The following is a 17,429-nucleotide window of genomic DNA, read 5'->3' on the forward strand; positions in this document are numbered from 1 at the left end:
GAAGCGGATGAAACAGTATTTGATCGCCCCCTCAATTCTGTCGGCTGATTTTGCCCGCCTGGGTGAGGACACCGCGAGAGCGCTGACTGCCGGTGCCGATGTCGTGCACTTCGACGTCATGGACAATCACTATGTACCGAACCTGACCATCGGACCGATGGTACTGAAATCGCTGCGTAAATATGGCATCACCGCCCCGATTGATGTTCACCTGATGGTGAAACCGGTCGATCGTATTGTCCCGGACTTCGCCGCCGCTGGCGCCAGCATCATTACTTTTCATCCGGAAGCCTCCGAGCATGTCGATCGCACTTTACAGCTGATCAAAGAGCATGGCTGTAAAGCGGGCCTGGTATTCAACCCGGCAACACCACTGAGTTATCTGGACTACGTCATGGATAAGCTCGATGTGATCCTGCTAATGTCCGTTAACCCAGGCTTTGGCGGACAGTCCTTCATCCCACAAACGCTGGATAAGCTGCGCGAAGTGCGTCGTCGTATTGATGAATCTGGCTACGATATCCGCCTCGAAGTGGACGGTGGCGTCAAAGTGAATAACATTGGTGAAATTGCCGCAGCAGGCGCAGATATGTTTGTCGCAGGCTCCGCCATTTTCGACCAACCAGACTACAAAAAAGTCATTGATGAAATGCGCAATGAACTGGCGAAGGTAAGTCATGGATAAGTTTCAGGATATTCGGGGCGCTGCATTTGACCTCGACGGCACGCTGGTCGACAGCGCGCCGGGATTAGCCGCAGCGGTGGACATGGCGCTATATGCGCTGGAACTGCCGGTTGCCGGAGAAGAACGCGTTATCACCTGGATTGGTAACGGTGCAGATGTACTGATGGAACGCGCGCTAACGTGGTCCCGTCAGGAGCGCGCAACATTACGTAAAACGATGGGTAAACCGCCCGTTGATGATGATATTCCCGCCGAGGAGCAGGTACGTATTTTGCGTAAGCTGTTCGACAGATACTACGGCGATGTCGCAGAAGAGGGGACATTCCTGTTCCCTGATGTTGCCGACACGCTGGGCGCGCTGCATGCGAAAGGATTGCCGCTGGGTCTGGTGACCAACAAACCGACCCCGTTTGTCGCACCATTGCTCGAAGCATTAGATATCGCCAAGTACTTTAGCGTGGTCATCGGTGGTGATGACGTGCAGAATAAAAAACCGCATCCGGATCCGCTGCTGCTGGTGGCAAGTAAGCTTGGCATCAAGCCTGAGCAAATGCTCTTCGTAGGGGATTCACGCAATGATATTCAGGCGGCAAAAGCTGCTGGCTGTCCGTCCGTTGGCCTGACCTATGGCTACAACTACGGCGAGTCAATCGCGCTGAGCCAGCCCGACGTTATTTACGACCGTATTAATGAACTACTGCCCGCTCTCGGGCTTCCGCATAGCGAAAATCAGGAATCAAAAAATGACTAAGCCCATCGTTTTTAGTGGCGCACAGCCCTCAGGTGAATTGACCATTGGCAACTATATGGGTGCGCTGCGTCAGTGGGTGAGCATGCAGGATGATTATCATTGCATCTACTGCATCGTTGACCAACATGCCATCACCGTTCGTCAGGATGCTCAGCAGCTGCGTAAAGCAACGCTCGATACGCTGGCGCTGTATCTGGCATGCGGTATCGATCCTGAAAAAAGCACCATTTTCGTGCAGTCTCACGTACCGGAGCATGCACAGTTAGGGTGGGCGCTGAACTGCTACACCTACTTCGGCGAACTGAGCCGTATGACCCAGTTCAAAGACAAATCCGCGCGCTATGCGGAGAACATCAACGCCGGTCTGTTTGATTATCCGGTACTGATGGCGGCAGACATCCTGTTGTATCAGACCAACCAGGTACCGGTTGGCGAAGATCAGAAACAGCATCTGGAACTGAGCCGCGATATCGCCCAGCGCTTCAACGCTCTGTATGGCGACATCTTCAAAGTGCCTGAACCGTTCATTCCTAAATCCGGCGCGCGCGTGATGTCGCTGCTGGAGCCGACGAAGAAAATGTCCAAGTCGGATGACAACCGCAACAACGTGATCGGCCTGCTGGAAGATCCGAAATCTGTGGTTAAGAAAATCAAACGCGCGATGACCGACTCTGAAGAACCGCCTGTTGTACGCTACGACGTGCAGAACAAAGCGGGTGTTTCCAACCTGCTGGATATCCTCTCTGCGGTCACCGGTAAGAGCATTCCGGAGCTGGAACAGCACTTCGAAGGTAAAATGTATGGTCATCTGAAAGGTGAAGTCGCAGAGGCCGTTTCCGGTATGCTGACCGAGCTTCAGGAACGCTATCACCGTTTCCGTAACGATGAAGCTTTCCTGCAGAAAGTGATGAAAGAAGGTGCGGAAAAAGCCAGCGCCCGCGCATCTGTTACGCTGAAAGCCGTTTACGAAGCGATTGGTTTTGTCGCCAAGCCGTAATGCTCCCTGCGATACTGAAGAAACCGGGTTACGCCCGGTTTTTTTTCGCCTTTCGGGGACGTTTCGCGAAGCGAGTCCGTCGTTGGGCGATTATGCGATTCGAATCAATCCAAACCGAAGTGGAGAAGAAACGGTGCTGCGTATTTTGCGCGAGAGCGTGAGTGCGATAACATGTGAATGAGCACCTAATCTATAAATGCAAAAACCGGGAAGTTCCCGGTTTTTTTGTATCTGCGCAATCGCTTCTATTACTGATTCGCAGCCGGGCCACAGCCACCAATAATTTTTGAAATCGAAATTGCTGGATGCAGGAAATAATCGTAGCTGCAGTTATTTTTTGTGTTTTCGATATGACCAGTGCACGCGGTCAGCGTAGCCAGAACACCAGCAACTAAGGTGATTTTTGCAAATTTCAGCATGTTAAAATCCTTGTAAGATATCTATTTTTAAATGGATGAAATCCATTTTTCGGCGGTTAAGATATCAACTAACATAAACTTTAAGTAGTCCAGAAAAGGACATATCTTTTTTATATAAAACATAAGATTGGTGAATTTGATTTATATAAAGATAGTCTGGTATTAATAAGTAATACCAGACTGCTGGATTTAATTAATTAGCGAAATGTTTTTCTGAAATTCAACATAAAGCCTTTATCATTGATGTTGTCCTCTTGCCACTGGTAAGCATCCAGATTCAGGCTGGCGTCTTTGGCGCTGTATTTCACACCGACCGTCGCCAGACCGTTGATGCCTCCGCCTTTTTGGTCGTCGTCTACACTAAAGGACTGGCCTGCGGCACCTTGCAGTGACGCGGTACGCTGGCTTTTGCTGTAGCTCAGGTTCGGACCACCTTCCAGTGTGGCGCTGGCGCTCCAGCCATTTTCAGCGGTATAGTCGAACTTCATTCCGACAATGGAATCCACAGCGGTTTCGCTGCCAGCGTTCATCGACAGGTTGAAATCACCCGCACTACGCTCTTTATAGCTGCCTTCCAGCGTATGACGGAATTTCACCCCGGCGTACGGCGTGACTTTCAACGTATCGTTGAGCATGGTGAAGGTTTTCGCCCCTTCGCTGCGGAACTCAAGATACTGCTGACGTGCGTTGGAATCCGCCACCTTGTTGGTGTCGCCATAAGAGACAGAACGGCTGCTGTCGAGGTTGTGCACGTCATAACGCAGGCTGTTCTTCCACGCCAGACCTTCATTAAACGCCATGCTGTGCTTCAGACCAAAGAACTGGCTGTAGCCACCGGTCAGGCCGTTGTCGCCCGCGGTCTTCGAACCGTCACCATCCAGACGGGCGATACCGTATTCCAGCGTCAGATTCTGGTTCTCACTCAAATCCAGTTTCTGGCGCAATGCCAGCATGTCGTACTGGGTGTCGTTACCCAGCTCGGCGCGTGGATCTCCTTTTGCCACCACGTTGAACGCCAGACCATCTTTAATCTGTGGCGCGGCGTCAGCCAGCATACTGAAGCGGTTGCTGAGCACCCGGGCTTCACGGAATACGGTATGCGCTTGGCTGCCGCTCACCTGCTTCAGAGCGCTGTTCAGTTCAGCGGTGCTGCCAACGTTAAGACTGGTATACAGCTCGTTGTTGGTGTAGCCCGCATCCAGGGCGCTTGCCACATCGGATACGCTGCTGTCGGTTGCGACATCCGCGTAGGCGTTTTTGGTCATGGTGACGTCCACGTTGCCGTCGGCGTCTTGGCTGCCCTGGGCGTTCCACACCACCGAAGTGGAGGTGATGGCGGCAGCATCGGTCAGATTGTTGCCTTCCACGACGTTATCGAAGGTGACGGTGGTATCGGCGGTGCCTGCGGTGAAACCGGTGTTGATGCCCACGCCGTCCATGCTGGCGTTGCTGACTTTCAGTTGGCCCGCGCTGCCGTCAGCGCTGGTGCCGACCACGTAGCCGTTCAGGTTGTTGGTGGCGGAAGAGGAGGAGGAGCTGCCGCTGGAGACGGTGGGATCCGGCACGTCCGGCAGGATGTAGTCGGCATAATGCACTTCGGTCGAATTGCCATTATTACCGTTAGTCCCTTCCACGTTAACGTTGTCGCCCTGTTTGATCAGTCCGGAACCCGTCACGTCATCGGCAATCACCACCGTGCCGTTATTGACCACATGACCCGCCCCCGCAACGCTGAAGGCGTAAGAATTACTGGCATAGATATTAATGGTGCCGTTGTTCTCAATGACAGCGTCAGCCGTGGCGTTAGCGTCCAGCGCCATTGCCGTCATGCCGGTGTCGGTAGTGCCTTTTGTCCCGAGGTTGATGGTGCCGTTGTTCACCAGTTGCGCGTTGTGGCTGCCGTACATACCGTAAGCGTTGTTGCCGCTGATATTCATGGTGCCATCGTTTTCGGCAACGTAGTTACTGTGGGTAAAGCTGATGGCTTTGCCGTTATCCACATCGTAGTTAATCACCCCAGCCTGTTGATTCCAGAAAAAGGCATCACTGCTGCCGGCATTCGCTGCGCTTGCCATCACGGATTTAGCCGTGGCATCGACGACTCCGGCGTTTATAAAGGCCGCAGTGCCGCTCTGAACGTTCAGCCCGGCGCTTCCCTTAGCGTCACTGATTTTGATATGCCCGGTGTTATAGAGCCGACTGTTGTCACGGAAATTAACATCATTTTCCGCGTTATCAATAATTAGCTCACCGCTATTGTTGAACACGGAGTTACCGTTAATATCCAATGTGCTTTGATATGCACCTTCCCCTACGTAACCGAGATACCAGGTACCGCTATTATTCACTACCGCGTTATTATTCAGCTTAGCACTACGCTGTACTATACCGTCGGGCAGATTATTCAGGGTGCCGCCATTCATTGTAATCGCTTTGTTTACCGTACCGTCATTATTGAATATACCGCTGTTAACAGTGACGGCATTAACCGTACCTTCATTGTTCAGCGTACCGTCGGTTATTTGAATGGCGCTGTTGATTATGCCGGATGCAGTATTTGTGAGCGCACTGTCCCTCTCTTTAAGGTAAAGTGCGTTATTATTCACCGTTCCACTATTGGTGACATCACCCATGATGAGCGCATTTTTGTAGAGATCTACCGCTTCACCGACGTTGGCGATGGCCTCATCATCATAGACCAGAGAGATATAGTCATCCGTTGGGTTATATGACTCGCTATTCTGGCAGTCATCGCCAATGCAGACTGTACCGTAGTTCACGACGGTACTGCTGGCGTCAGCATAGAAAGGTTGCCCATAGTCTGCGTCAATATTAATCACCCCGGTGCTGTCATTGACTACCGTACCGCCGAAAAACGCCGCCATGCCGACCAGTTGATTCGTTTCGCCAGTAACACCGTCGTCTGCTGTGAGGTTGATGGTGCCCTGGTTAATAGCCGTGCCGCCACTCATCGCCGTCATCCCATATCCGGCGTTATTAACGGTAATGGTTCCGGTGTTGATCGCTGTCGCATCGCCGCTGCCAATATTGTCAGAACCTGCAACTATTCCAGCACTGGTGATTTCATGGCTATCTGTGTGCCAGTAGTTTTCACCAATCACATCCCCATTATCATCCAACTGCTGTTGGTACCCATTAACGTAGATATCCCCAGCGTTTTGTGCCGTGCCCTGACTGGCGCCCATCGCGTAAACTCCCGCGCCTGCGACAGAAATAGTTGCACCAGCATCATTGATAACACTGCCTTGTTCGGAAGCCAGTAAGCCATATTGTGTATTTTTATACCATGCCTGTGGGTACTCATATGCGCTGGTACTAAAATAGGGTGTTGCACCTGCGGTGAGCGTAATATTGCCGCCAGCACTGTTTTCCGCTATTGAGCCTTCTCCACTCGCTGATATTGCAATACCTCGCGAATAATCATCTCCTGAGGTGCTAACCGAAATATCACCGCTGTTTTTGGCGGTTGCGCCACCTACGACGCCTATTAGTGTTACGGCATTTTTGCTATTTATAGACCCTTTATTTTCAATAGAAGAACCGTTACCTTCAGCACGTAATAATGATACGCCGGTACGCACAGGGGCATTAATAATATTAACGCTTATTGTCAGATTAGAGTCTTCAGTGAGCGTCAATGAACCACCATTTTGTACGTGTGCTAGTTCGACATTTCCGCCCTGAATATCGGTAATGTTGACCTGTGAATTTCCGCTTAATGAGACATCACTGTTGCCATCAATATCAATACCTACAACAAAAGAATTTCTATCATGCAATACGTTTTGATAATTAACATTCAGACCACCACTGATATCGATGGTATTATTATCGCCATGGATACTTAGTCCGGTTGTATCCATGTATTGATTGTTGTTAGTATATTGCTCGACCATTGATATATTCAATGCGCCATCTAACGAGATGTTATTGTCATCACCATTGATGGTTACCCCAGTGAGCGTTTCATCACTTGCCAGTATACTCTCTGATGTATGCGTGCTGAGTATGTTGACGTCACCGGTAATATCTGTTGTCACATTATCGCCACTTACCACCACGCCTGTTGCACCATGGAAAATACCATCACTGCCTTCATTTGAAATAACGTTAATCTTGCCATCAAGATTAATGGTTGAATTATTTCCACTAATTTCTGCGCCGGTTCCATTCAGGCTGACATCAATGTCCCCTTTATTACTAAAGGTGGCTTGCTCTCCAGTAATGGTAAAACCAATAGAGTCTTGATCGCGTACTGTTGTATTGCCAATGTTACTGACTTTATTACCCGTACCGTTGACGATAATGCCTATTGCTCCATTGGTTACAAGCAGGTCTCCCGCTTGCGTTATGCTAGCGTTATCGCCATTGATTGCAGTACCGATAGAACCTATGCCGTCAACGGTAATATTACCTGTATTGGCGATACGAGCATTGTTGCCATCAATATGAGTACCCGTTCCTCCTCGGGTAATAGTCTGATCCCCTTCGCTGATGATCAGCGCGCCATTACCCTCAATATTTAGTCCAGTTGAGTTTTCACCATCAACTTTTGAGTGACCAGTGTTATCCACGATGACATCATCGCCGCTGATTTTTGCCCCTGTACCGCCCTCGCTAACGTTTAACTCACCAGCGTTAGTGAAGCGTGCTTTATCGCCCATGATGGTCAGCCCGGTAGATCCGGCGCCGCTGATGGTTGCCGTCCCGGTACTATCAAGCGTGGTGTTGTCGCCATCAATAACCACACCAGTACTGCCGTTGCTGACATCAATATTGCCGGAGATATGGGTCGTTGAACCATCGCCGGAAATTAATGCGCCGGTTGCTCCGTTGATGGTGGAGTCGCCTGAAATAGTGTTGGTGGTGTCTTCGCCGGTAATGACCATGCCGGTTGCGCCGTCGCTGACGGTGGAATCCCCGTTTAGCGTATTGTTCGTTCGGTCGCCGGATATAACAACGCCGGTTTTGCCTTCGCCACTAATATCTATCCCACGTTCGGCAGTATGCGATTCGTCATCGCCGGAGATGACTGTTGTTTGCGCATCGGCAATAATCAAATAGCCGCGGCTATCGTACTTCCAGTAAAGCCCGTTTTCCTGCGTCCCTTCAATGATAGCTTCATTGTCATCGGTGACATTCCATCCAGAGACCTGCAATATTTTTCCATCTGCGGTAGTCAACTGCCATTGATCTCCCTGTTTGGCATAACTGAAAGTAGCGCCGCCGAGATGTTTGCCGCTATCAAGTTTAAGGTCGTTAAAGGAGAGGGTTTCTTTACCTTTATCCAGCGTTACGCCATTGCTGAAAGTGAGTACCGTCGTATCAGGCGGAGTCACATCGCCGCCGTCATCGGGTGGGGTGGGGGTAACGTCGCCACCATCGTCAGGCGGAGTCACATCGCCACCGTCATCGGGTGGGGTGGGGGTAACGTCGCCACCATCGTCAGGCGGAGTCACATCGCCGCCGTCATCGGGAGGCGTGGGGATAACGTCGCCGCCATCGTCAGGCGGAGTTACATCGCCATCGCCACCGGGTGGGGTGGGGATAACGTCACCGCCATCGTCAGGCGGAATGACAGGGGGATTATTATGTTGAGAATGCCCACTACCATTGTTATCGATACCAATTGCTACACCTGCGGCGAGTGCTGCGACACCTCCAGCCACCCATCCCCAGTGGTTGTCTTGTTCTTCGTAGTCTGCAAGGCAGCGTGTTGAAAGTTTGTCGCGTTCTTTTTTAGATAATACAGATATATTAGTGGGGCAATCGCTATCATCGTCGTTATCGGCGGCTATCGCCGGAACGTAGTAAGTTTGGAGTGCAATTGCAATACCTACTGCAATGAGTTTTTCCCTTTGCATAATTTTTATCCTTAATTATATATCTGACGCAAGGTATAGATTTTTATCAAGAGGTAAATATTATATTGTTTGTCTTCGGGTAACGCTATTTCACAAATAATCATGGTAACTATGATTTATTAAATTCGTGAATTTTATTTATTCTTGTTAGGGATGTGAGTGGGATGTTTTGTGCGGTTTTTATGAATTCATGCGGAAATGTATTTATGTGATGAATGAATTCATTTTTTCTTCATCTGGATTTGAGAATAAATAACGAATGAAAAAAAGATAAATAAATGCCCTGAATGTCAGGGCATGATTTAAATTAATAATTAGAGAACCAGTTTAATTTATCCCGTAACCCTACCACACGACCAACAATAATTAGCGCTGGGCTTTCAACCTGTTGTGCCAACTCTCCTAGCTGAGTTAGCTCTCCATTGACGACACGCTGTTTCACGGAGGTACCGTTTTCTACCAGGGCGACGGGCATATCGGGCTGCATGCCAAATTCGATCAATTTTTCCTGGATCGTGGCCGCCTGGTTTAGTCCCATGTAGAACACCAGCGTTTGTTTCTCTGCTGCCAGGTTTTCCCAGTCCAACTCACCGCCGGTTTTCAGGTGTCCGGTAACCAGACGTACGCTCTGAGCGTAATCACGATGGGTCAGTGGAATGCCGGAATAGGCAGAACAACCGGAGGCTGCGGTAATACCTGGCACTACAGAGAATGGAATACCAGCATGGCACAGCGTTTCCAGCTCTTCGCCACCGCGGCCAAAGATAAACGGGTCGCCACCTTTCAGTCGTACCACGCGCTTGCCCTGTTGTGCTTCACGCAGCAGAATCTGGTTGATCTCTTCCTGTGGTACGCAGTGATAGCCCGCACGTTTACCGACGAATACCCGGTCTGCGTCGCGGCGTACAAGGTTCATGATATCGTCGGAAACCAGACGGTCATAGACCACGACATCCGCTTGCTGGATCTGCTGTAGCCCTTTCAGCGTCAGCAGGCCGGCATCGCCAGGACCGGCGCCAACCAGCACCACTTCGCCACGGTGATCCAGCGGTTCGCTGAGCATTTGCTCGGTGGTTTCCTCGACGGCTTTCAGGTCATTGTTCGCCAACGACTGCGCCAGGCGGTCATTCACGAACAATTTTTCCCAGAAGCGGCGACGTTCACCCATGCTGGTAAACTGTTTCTTCACACGGGAGCGCAACTTGCCGGCATACTGCGCGACCTGGCCCAGATGCTGAGGCAGTACAGATTCAAGCCTTTCACGCAGCAGACGGGCAAGCACCGGCGATGTTCCGCCGGAGGAGACCGCCACCATCAGCGGCGAGCGGTCGATAATGGAGGGCATGATAAAACTGGCTGCTTTTGGCGCATCGACCACGTTGCAGAAGATACGACGTGATTCTGCTGCGGTGCTGACGCTTTGGTTGACGGCATCGTCATCGGTGGCGGCAATAGCCAACCAGCAGGTGTCGAGCAGGGACTCATCGAACGGTCCCTCCACCAGCGTCAGCATATTTTCATCTGCCCATACTTTGAACTGCGGAATAAACGCCAGCGCATTAACCGTTAAACGGGCGCCAGCTTCCAGCAGTAACCGCGCTTTGCGTTCTGCGACATCACCACCGCCGACGATCAAGCAGTCGCGGTCACGTAGTTGACAAAATATAGGCAAATGATCCACGACATTACCCCTTAATTATTGGCAGCAGCCTCTGGCTGATTGATTTTTGCCGGAGCCGGACGCTCCGATTTTGGCGTAGCATACCAATAACCTAATCCCATGAATACGACACCGGACAAAGTATTACCGAGTGTCACCCACAGCAGGTTATGACCAATTCCTGACAGGGTATAGGCTTCGCTGTGATGGCCGAACCAGGAGAGGGCAAACAGCGTCATGTTGGCAACGGAGTGCTCGTAGCCGGAAGCAATAAACGCCAGCAGACACCACCAGATAGCGAGGAATTTTGCCGCGCCTTCGGTACGGATTGCCATCCAGATTGCCAGACAAACCAACCAGTTACACAGTGCCCCTTTAAAGAACAGCACCATCGCAGGCGCGGTGGTTTTCGCCAGAGCAACAGAATGGACGATGCTGGTATCGACCGGCAGCAGGCTACCGCCGCCCCAGCTGTAAAGCAGAGCGACAAACACGGAACCGACCAGGTTACCCAGCCAGGTTTTTGGCAGGATTGCCCACATCTGGCCGTGACTTATGGTGCCCGCTTTGACGCCGAGCGTCAGGAACATGGTATGTCCGGTGAATAGTTCAGAACCGGCAATAATGACCAGTGTTAAGGCAATACCAAAGGTTGCACCCATCACCAGAGGACGAACGGACGGGTCGAGCAGATTACCGAGGGTGAAAATAAGAATGATGCCGAGACCAACATAGGCTCCCGCCATTGCCGAACTAATCCAGAATCCGAGCGGGTTATTAGCCGACAGGCGTGCGATGCGCGCAGCGTTAGCCGCACACTTATTGATAGTGTCTGTGAACATGTGTTGATTATCCTTTTCTCACTTCATCCTTTGCCCTGCCTCTTTGTTGGCTGCCCTCGCTCACCCCAGTCACATAGTGAACTATGCTCCTGGGGATTTGCTCAGTTGCCGCCGCGATGCAGTACAAATGATTTTGTGATAACAATGAAAATGAAAAAAAATACAAAAAAGGGGAGGCGTTGCGCCTCCCAAAAATTTATTAACCGCGCAGTTGCACCGTGCCGTCTTTCACTCGCGCTTCGTAATGTTTCACGGAGAACTGTTCGTCTTCCATGCACAAACCGTCGCTTAAGCGAAAACGCTGCTTTTTCAGCGGGCTGGCAACCCACAATTCGCCCTGATGTTCAGCAATCAGCCCACGAGAAAGCACGCTGGACTCAAAGAACGGGTCGATGTTGCTGATCGCAAACACCTGGTCGCTGTGATACGGGCGGAAAATCGCAACCTGCTCGTTACCTAACAGGGCGCAGACGCCTGTCGCAGGCAGAATGTCATCGATTTTGCAGATGTTTTTCCACTGGCTCATGCGTTTTCCTCCACCAGAGTCACCGGGATACGCTCATAAGGCGTGGCCGGACGATGTTGTTCACGTTCAGGCACAACCTGGACATTCGGATCGCGTTTTTCGCTGTTGATAAAGTGTTTGAAGCGAACCTGCGCGGATGGGGTGTTAACGGTTTCTGTCCACTCACACACCACTGCTTCACGCAGACGAGCCATCTCTTCTTCCAGGTGCTGGTTCAGGCCCAGCTTGTCGTCGATGATGACGGACTTCAGATACTCGATACCGCCTTCCAGATTGTCTAACCACGGTGCGGTACGGGTCAGTTTGTCAGCGGTACGGATGTAGAACATCATGAAACGGTCAAGGTATTTGAGCAGCGTTTCGCGATCGATATCCGCGGCCAGCAGGTCCGCATGACGAGGTTTCATCCCGCCGTTACCGCAAACGTACAGGTTCCAGCCTTTCTCAGTGGCGATGATACCCACGTCTTTGCCCTGAGCTTCCGCACATTCACGGGTACAGCCGGAGACGCCGAATTTCATTTTGTGCGGGGTACGGATGCCTTTGTAGCGATTTTCCAGCTCCACGCCGAAGCCAACGCTATCGCCGACGCCGTAACGGCACCAGGTGCTGCCTACGCAGGTTTTCGCCATACGCAGCGCTTTGGCATACGCGTGACCGGTTTCAAAACCGGCTTCAATCAGCTGACGCCAGATTTCCGGCAGGTCATCTTTCTGCGCGCCGAACAGACCGATACGCTGAGAACCGGTAATTTTGGTGTACAGGTTAAACTCACGCGCGATACGGCCCACAGCCACCAGGCCTTCAGGGGTAATTTCGCCACCCGCAGAGCGCGGGATCACGGAGTAAGTACCGTCTTTCTGGATGTTCGCCAGGAAATTGTCGTTGGTGTCCTGCAACGGCGTGTGCTGTGGTTTGAGGATGTACTCATTCCAGCAGGAAGCCAGCAGGGAACCGACGGTCGGTTTACACACTTCGCAGCCGTAGCCTTTCCCGTGTTTTGCCAGCAGCTCTTCGAAGGTTTTGATGCCTTCTACGCGGATGAGATGGAACAGTTCCTGACGTGAGTACGGGAAGTGTTCGCACAGATTGTTGTTAACTTCGATACCCTGTTTCGCCAGTTCGGCGTTCAGGACCTGCGTTACCAGTGGGATACACCCACCGCAACCGGTACCCGCTTTGGTTTCCGCTTTCAGCGCCGCAACGGTATGACAGCCTTTGTTGATAGCGGCAATCAGCATGCCTTTGGTGACATCGAAGCAGGAGCAAATCTGCGCGCTATCCGGCAGTTTATCGACACCGATAGACGGCTTACCGCTGCCCGCGTGTGCTGGCAGAATCAGTGAATCCGGGTTTTCCGGCAGCTCGATGGCGTTCAGCACCAGTTGCAGCAGATTGCCGTAATCGCTGGTATCGCCCACCAGAACCGCGCCGAGCAGGGTTTTGTTATCTTCGCTAACGATGAGGCGTTTGTAGACTTCTTTGCTTTCGTCGAGATAGACATAGCTACGTGCGCCCGGCGTGCGCGCATGCGCGTCGCCAATACCGCCGACGTCAACGCCGAGCAGCTTCAGCTTGGCGCTCAGGTCCGCGCCTTCAAAGGCATTTTCGGTCTCGAGAATATGGTCAACGGCAACCTGCGCCATTTTGTAGCCCGGAGCGACCAGACCATACACGCGGTTGTTCCAGCTGGCGCATTCGCCGATAGCATAGATGTCCGGGTCAGAGGTCTGGCAGGTGTCGTTAATGACGATACCGCCGCGAGGGGCGACGTCCAGGCCGCACTGGGTGGCCAGTTTGTCGCGTGGACGAATACCGGTAGAGAAGACGATGAAATCAACTTCCAGTTCGCTGCCGTCGGCAAAACGCATGGTTTTGCGCGCTTCGGTGCCTTCCTGAACGATCTCTTTGGTGTTTTTGCTGGTGTGCACACGCACGCCCATGCTTTCAATTTTGCGACGTAACTGCTCGCCACCCATATGATCCAGCTGTTCAGCCATCAGCATTGGGGCGAATTCAATCACGTGGGTTTCAACGCCGAGGCTTTTCAGCGCACCGGCGGCTTCCAGGCCCAGCAGACCACCGCCGACCACGGCACCGCGTTTGCTGCGGCGTGCGCAAGACTCAATGGCGTTGAGGTCTTCGATGGTGCGGTAAACGAAGCAGTCCTGGGTTTCCGAACCTTTAATCGGTGGGATCCACGGGTAAGAGCCCGTCGCCATGATCAGCTTATCGTAGTAAACCGTACGACCTGCGCTGGAGTGGATCACCTTCTCCTGGCGGTTAATGGTAATTGCGCGCTCGCCCACTAACACCTTAACGCCGTGCTTCTCGTAGAATCCTTCACGCACCAGAGAAAGCTCTTCAGCGGTGTGGTGGGAGAAGTAGGAAGACAGGTGTACGCGGTCGTACGCTTTGCGGGGTTCTTCACAGAAGACGGTAATATCAAAATTGGCAGCGTCGGATTTATCAAGAAGATCCTCAATAAAGCGATGGCCGACCATACCATTACCGATAATAGCGAGTCTGACTTTGCTCATTTTTGCCTCGATTTCTTTTCTATTACTGCCTACCTTAACGATTCAGCAACCGCGCTTATTGATGCAAATCAAATTCGCCCTTATATACTCCTTAAGAGGTATATAACTGATTTGTCAGCATTTTTATAAGTGACGGAATTATTTGGGTTTTCGTGTTTGTATAAATAGCGTACAAATTAAGGGGTTTTTGTAAGAATTGGCCTACATGACCAGTGAAAGAAGAGAGGAGGAGAAAATATGCCGGATGATGTGGATACCATCCGGCAGTGAGATTAATGCGCTGCTGGGGCGTTATGCTGGCGATGACGCGTGACGAATCCAAGAATAAAGCACATCACGAATACAACCGCATACAAGCCGTTAGCCGTTTGCAATGCCGCCTGCGGGCCGCTGTGTGCCACGATAGGGCCGGTGACGACGAAAGTGAGCATAGTGCCGATGGTGCCGCAGGTCAGAACGAAGTTAACCAGTTTGGGTGAGGCGACCTTCGTCTGCTGGGAGCCAAGGGTAATGATGGTGGTATAAATCGCGCTGGAGAAGAAGCCCAGCGTCATAATAAACCACGGCATATGCTCTGGCGTACCGGTGATAAACAGATACATCAGGACGGTAGCCAGACCCGCCAGTACGGTCAGGATGCGCTGCAAGTCGAAGAAACGCAGAATAAAGCTAAATGCCCACATGCCAACCATGTAAGACATCCAGAAGTCGCTGACCAGTTTACCCGCATCGTTCAGGCTCATGCCCAGACTTTTGGCGAACTCCGGGACCCAGGAGATAAAACCCAACTGACCGAGGATGTAGCACAGTGCAGCGATCGCCAGAAACAGCACGCCTATCCCCCATTTTTCTTTTACTACCGGCGCGTCTGACTGCTGAGCGTGTTTACCCAGTGCCGGGAATTCACAACCGAAGGTCAGCAGGAAAATGGCGACGTATACGAGGCCGATGCAGGCATAGACCCAATACCATTCGATGCTGCGCGCTAACAAGAACGCGGCAACCATCGGGAAAATCATGCCGGCCATGCTGAAGAAAGAGTCAGTAAACAGCAGGCGGGAACCGCGCTGGCGACCTTCATACATTTGAGTTACCAGGAACGTACCAATCGACATGGTAATACCGCTCACCAGACCCAATACAAACATGGCGGCGGAGAACAAGGCCAGGCTATGGCTGAACATCAGTCCGGCAACGGCCAGTACCATCAGGATAAAGCCGAAGCGCAACTGGGTTTTCAGTGGCACGATTTCCATTAACCATGCATTCAGAAAGATAGAGATCAGAATGCCGGCATTCAGGAAGGTGAAGGTGTTACTCATGCTGGAAACGGGCAAATGGAAGTAATCTGCGATGTTTCCCATCACCATCCCGGTGACAATTACCAACGCACCTGTCAGGGCGTAGGAGAGAAAGCTAATCCATGTGAGCTTGATGCGATTGCTGTTAGTCATGACTGGCCTGTATAGAAGTGTAAGGCGCATTGACTGCGCCGTGAGCGGGCAGATTTTAGGCGTTTTAGTGACGCATTTAAATATTTATTGGTAATAACTTGGTGTGTTACATTTTTCTATGTGATCTTGATCACATTGATGCTTGCAGCCATGAGGTTACATTTGTTTCAGGTACGTAAAATTAAGTAAAGGGATGGCCTTGTCCTTGAAGGCTCTTTAGAATCAATTCACTTGCTTCATTTCTGCTCTTGTTAAGGAATTCTCATGCTCAAATCGACTCTGGCGGCTGTTGCAGCTGTTCTCGCTCTTTCTGCTCTCTCTCCCGCAGCACTGGCAGCAAAAGGTGATCCACATGTTCTGCTGACAACCTCTGCTGGTAACATTGAGCTGGAGCTGAACAGTCAGAAAGCCCCGGTTTCAGTGCAAAACTTTGTCGATTATGTCAACAGTGGTTTCTATAACAACACCACGTTCCACCGTGTGATCCCAGGCTTCATGGTGCAGGGCGGCGGTTTTACCGAGCAGATGCAGCAGAAGAAACCTAATCCGCCAATCAAGAATGAAGCCGATAACGGACTGCGTAACACTCGCGGCACGATTGCTATGGCGCGTACAGCGGATAAAGACAGCGCGACCAGCCAGTTCTTTATCAACATTGCAGATAACGCTTTCCTCGATCACGGCCAGCGTGACTTTGGCTACGCTGTTTTTGGTAAAGTTGTGAAAGGTATGGATGTCGCGGATAAGATCTCTCAGGTACAGACCCATGATGTCGGTCCATACCAGAATGTCCCGTCAAAACCGATTGTTATCCTTTCTGCTAAAGTCCTGCCGTAATCGTATCTTGCGCGGGTAGTTCTTGCCCGCGTTCACCCCTCTCTCTGCGTAACCCTAAATTGCTGCTTATACTTGTGGCAAGTGTCGGCTCATTCAGGGAGGTCACGTGAAAAAACTCACCGATAAACAAAAGTCCAGGCTGTGGGAACAACGGCGAAACGCCAATTTCCAGGCCAGCCGACGGCTGGAAGGCGTAGATATTCCGCGGGTTACTCTGAGTGCTGAAGACGCTCTGGCGCGTCTTGAAGAGCTGAGGAGGCACTATGAGCGATAAATTCGGTGATGGTCGCGACCCGTATTTATATCCGGGCCTGAATGTCATGCGTAACCGTCTGGGGATTCATCAGGCGCAGCGTTTAGCGCAGGCGGCTTATGAACTGACAGCGCTGCGTGCGGCGACTATCGAATTGGGGCCGCTTAAACGGGGCTTACCGCACCTGTGCGCCATTCATCGCCAGCTGTATCGGGATATTTTTGACTGGGCGGGACTCCTGCGCGAAGTCGGTAATGACTCCAACTTATTGATAGTGTTTTATGTTCAGATAATGCCCGATGACTTTGTCATGCAGCTCCACCGATTTTGAGAACGACAGCGACTTCCGTCCCAGCCGTGCCAGGTGCTGCCTCAGATTCAGGTTATGCCGCTCAATTCGCTGCGTATATCGCTTGCTGATTACGTGCAGCTTTCCCTTCAGGCGGGATTCATACAGCGGCCAGCCATCCGTCATCCATATCACCACGTCAAAGGGTGACAGCAGGCTCATAAGACGCCCCAGCGTCGCCATAGTGCGTTCACCGAATACGTGCGCAACAACCGTCTTCCGGAGCCTGTC

At 51.5% G+C, this 17,429-nt stretch carries 12 protein-coding genes and 3 pseudogenes; 7 read left to right on the forward strand and 8 right to left on the reverse strand.

All coding sequences use genetic code 11. The features are described from left to right. Positions 1-7: 7 nt before the first annotated feature. The 4 genes and pseudogenes from rpe to OGX92_RS08315 form a co-directional block, all read left to right on the forward strand. Positions 8-685: a ribulose-phosphate 3-epimerase gene (rpe, locus tag OGX92_RS08300; protein ID WP_003023561.1), complete on the forward strand. Its 678-nt coding sequence runs from the start codon at positions 8-10 to the stop codon at positions 683-685. After that, entirely contained in the window at positions 678-1,436 is a 759-nt protein-coding gene (gene gph, locus OGX92_RS08305) for a phosphoglycolate phosphatase (RefSeq protein WP_003827686.1), read from the forward strand. Before rpe ends, gph begins: the two co-directional genes overlap by 8 nt. Next, positions 1,429-2,433, forward strand: a complete 1,005-nt coding sequence (trpS, locus tag OGX92_RS08310) for a tryptophan--tRNA ligase (protein WP_003827687.1) — start codon at positions 1,429-1,431, stop codon at positions 2,431-2,433. The genes gph and trpS overlap by 8 nt, the downstream gene beginning before the upstream one ends. Positions 2,434-2,467: 34 nt before the next feature. After that, positions 2,468-2,614: pseudogene (locus tag OGX92_RS08315) on the forward strand (aminotransferase); the annotation flags it as partial. 67 nt (positions 2,615-2,681) lie between these two features. Here OGX92_RS08315 and OGX92_RS08320 read toward each other — a convergent pair. From OGX92_RS08320 to tsgA, 7 genes are all read right to left on the reverse strand, one after another. Then, positions 2,682-2,852 (reverse strand): YhfL family protein, encoded by a 171-nt coding sequence (locus OGX92_RS08320; protein ID WP_003827690.1) that lies wholly within the window; start codon positions 2,850-2,852, stop codon positions 2,682-2,684. Positions 2,853-3,049: 197 nt separating this feature from the next. Continuing rightward, complete coding sequence (locus OGX92_RS08325) at positions 3,050-8,737, reverse strand: pectate lyase-fold domain-containing protein (protein WP_286586432.1); 5,688 nt, start codon at positions 8,735-8,737, stop codon at positions 3,050-3,052. Between the two features lie 307 nt (positions 8,738-9,044). Next, positions 9,045-10,418, reverse strand: a complete 1,374-nt coding sequence (gene cysG / locus OGX92_RS08330) for a siroheme synthase CysG (protein ID WP_126956357.1) — start codon at positions 10,416-10,418, stop codon at positions 9,045-9,047. A gap of 11 nt (positions 10,419-10,429) precedes the next feature. Further along, the gene (gene nirC, locus OGX92_RS08335) at positions 10,430-11,239 is read right to left on the reverse strand and encodes a nitrite transporter NirC (protein ID WP_008786308.1); all 810 of its coding nucleotides are present in this window, start codon (positions 11,237-11,239) and stop codon (positions 10,430-10,432) included. Positions 11,240-11,438: 199 nt separating this feature from the next. Next, on the reverse strand, positions 11,439-11,765 hold the full coding sequence (gene nirD / locus OGX92_RS08340) for a nitrite reductase small subunit NirD (RefSeq protein WP_003023590.1): 327 nt from the start codon (positions 11,763-11,765) through the stop codon (positions 11,439-11,441). Further along, entirely contained in the window at positions 11,762-14,305 is a 2,544-nt protein-coding gene (nirB, locus tag OGX92_RS08345; RefSeq protein ID WP_003827704.1) for an NADPH-nitrite reductase large subunit, read from the reverse strand. Before nirB ends, nirD begins: the two co-directional genes overlap by 4 nt. Before the next feature lie 272 nt (positions 14,306-14,577). After that, positions 14,578-15,759, reverse strand: a complete 1,182-nt coding sequence (gene tsgA / locus OGX92_RS08350; protein ID WP_191222078.1) for an MFS transporter TsgA — start codon at positions 15,757-15,759, stop codon at positions 14,578-14,580. A gap of 264 nt (positions 15,760-16,023) precedes the next feature. Between tsgA and ppiA the strand changes: the two genes are divergently transcribed. From ppiA to OGX92_RS08365, 3 genes and pseudogenes are all read left to right on the forward strand, one after another. Next, positions 16,024-16,596 (forward strand): peptidylprolyl isomerase A, encoded by a 573-nt coding sequence (gene ppiA / locus OGX92_RS08355; protein ID WP_003023595.1) that lies wholly within the window; start codon positions 16,024-16,026, stop codon positions 16,594-16,596. Positions 16,597-16,702: 106 nt separating this feature from the next. Then, positions 16,703-16,870 carry a FicA/YhfG family antitoxin gene (gene ficA / locus OGX92_RS08360; protein WP_003827708.1) on the forward strand — a complete coding sequence of 56 codons (168 nt, stop codon included), beginning with the start codon at positions 16,703-16,705 and terminating at the stop codon, positions 16,868-16,870. Then, a pseudogene (locus OGX92_RS08365) lies at positions 16,860-17,099 on the forward strand (putative adenosine monophosphate-protein transferase Fic); the annotation flags it as partial. The gene ficA and the pseudogene OGX92_RS08365, both read left to right, overlap by 11 nt. 15 nt (positions 17,100-17,114) lie before the next feature. Here the strand turns inward: OGX92_RS08365 and OGX92_RS08370 are convergent. Next, positions 17,115-17,429, reverse strand: a pseudogene (locus OGX92_RS08370) (IS1-like element IS1B family transposase); the annotation flags it as partial.

This window comes from Citrobacter sp. Cpo089 (assembly GCF_030332695.1).
Taxonomy (GTDB): Bacteria; Pseudomonadota; Gammaproteobacteria; order Enterobacterales; family Enterobacteriaceae; genus Citrobacter; species Citrobacter portucalensis.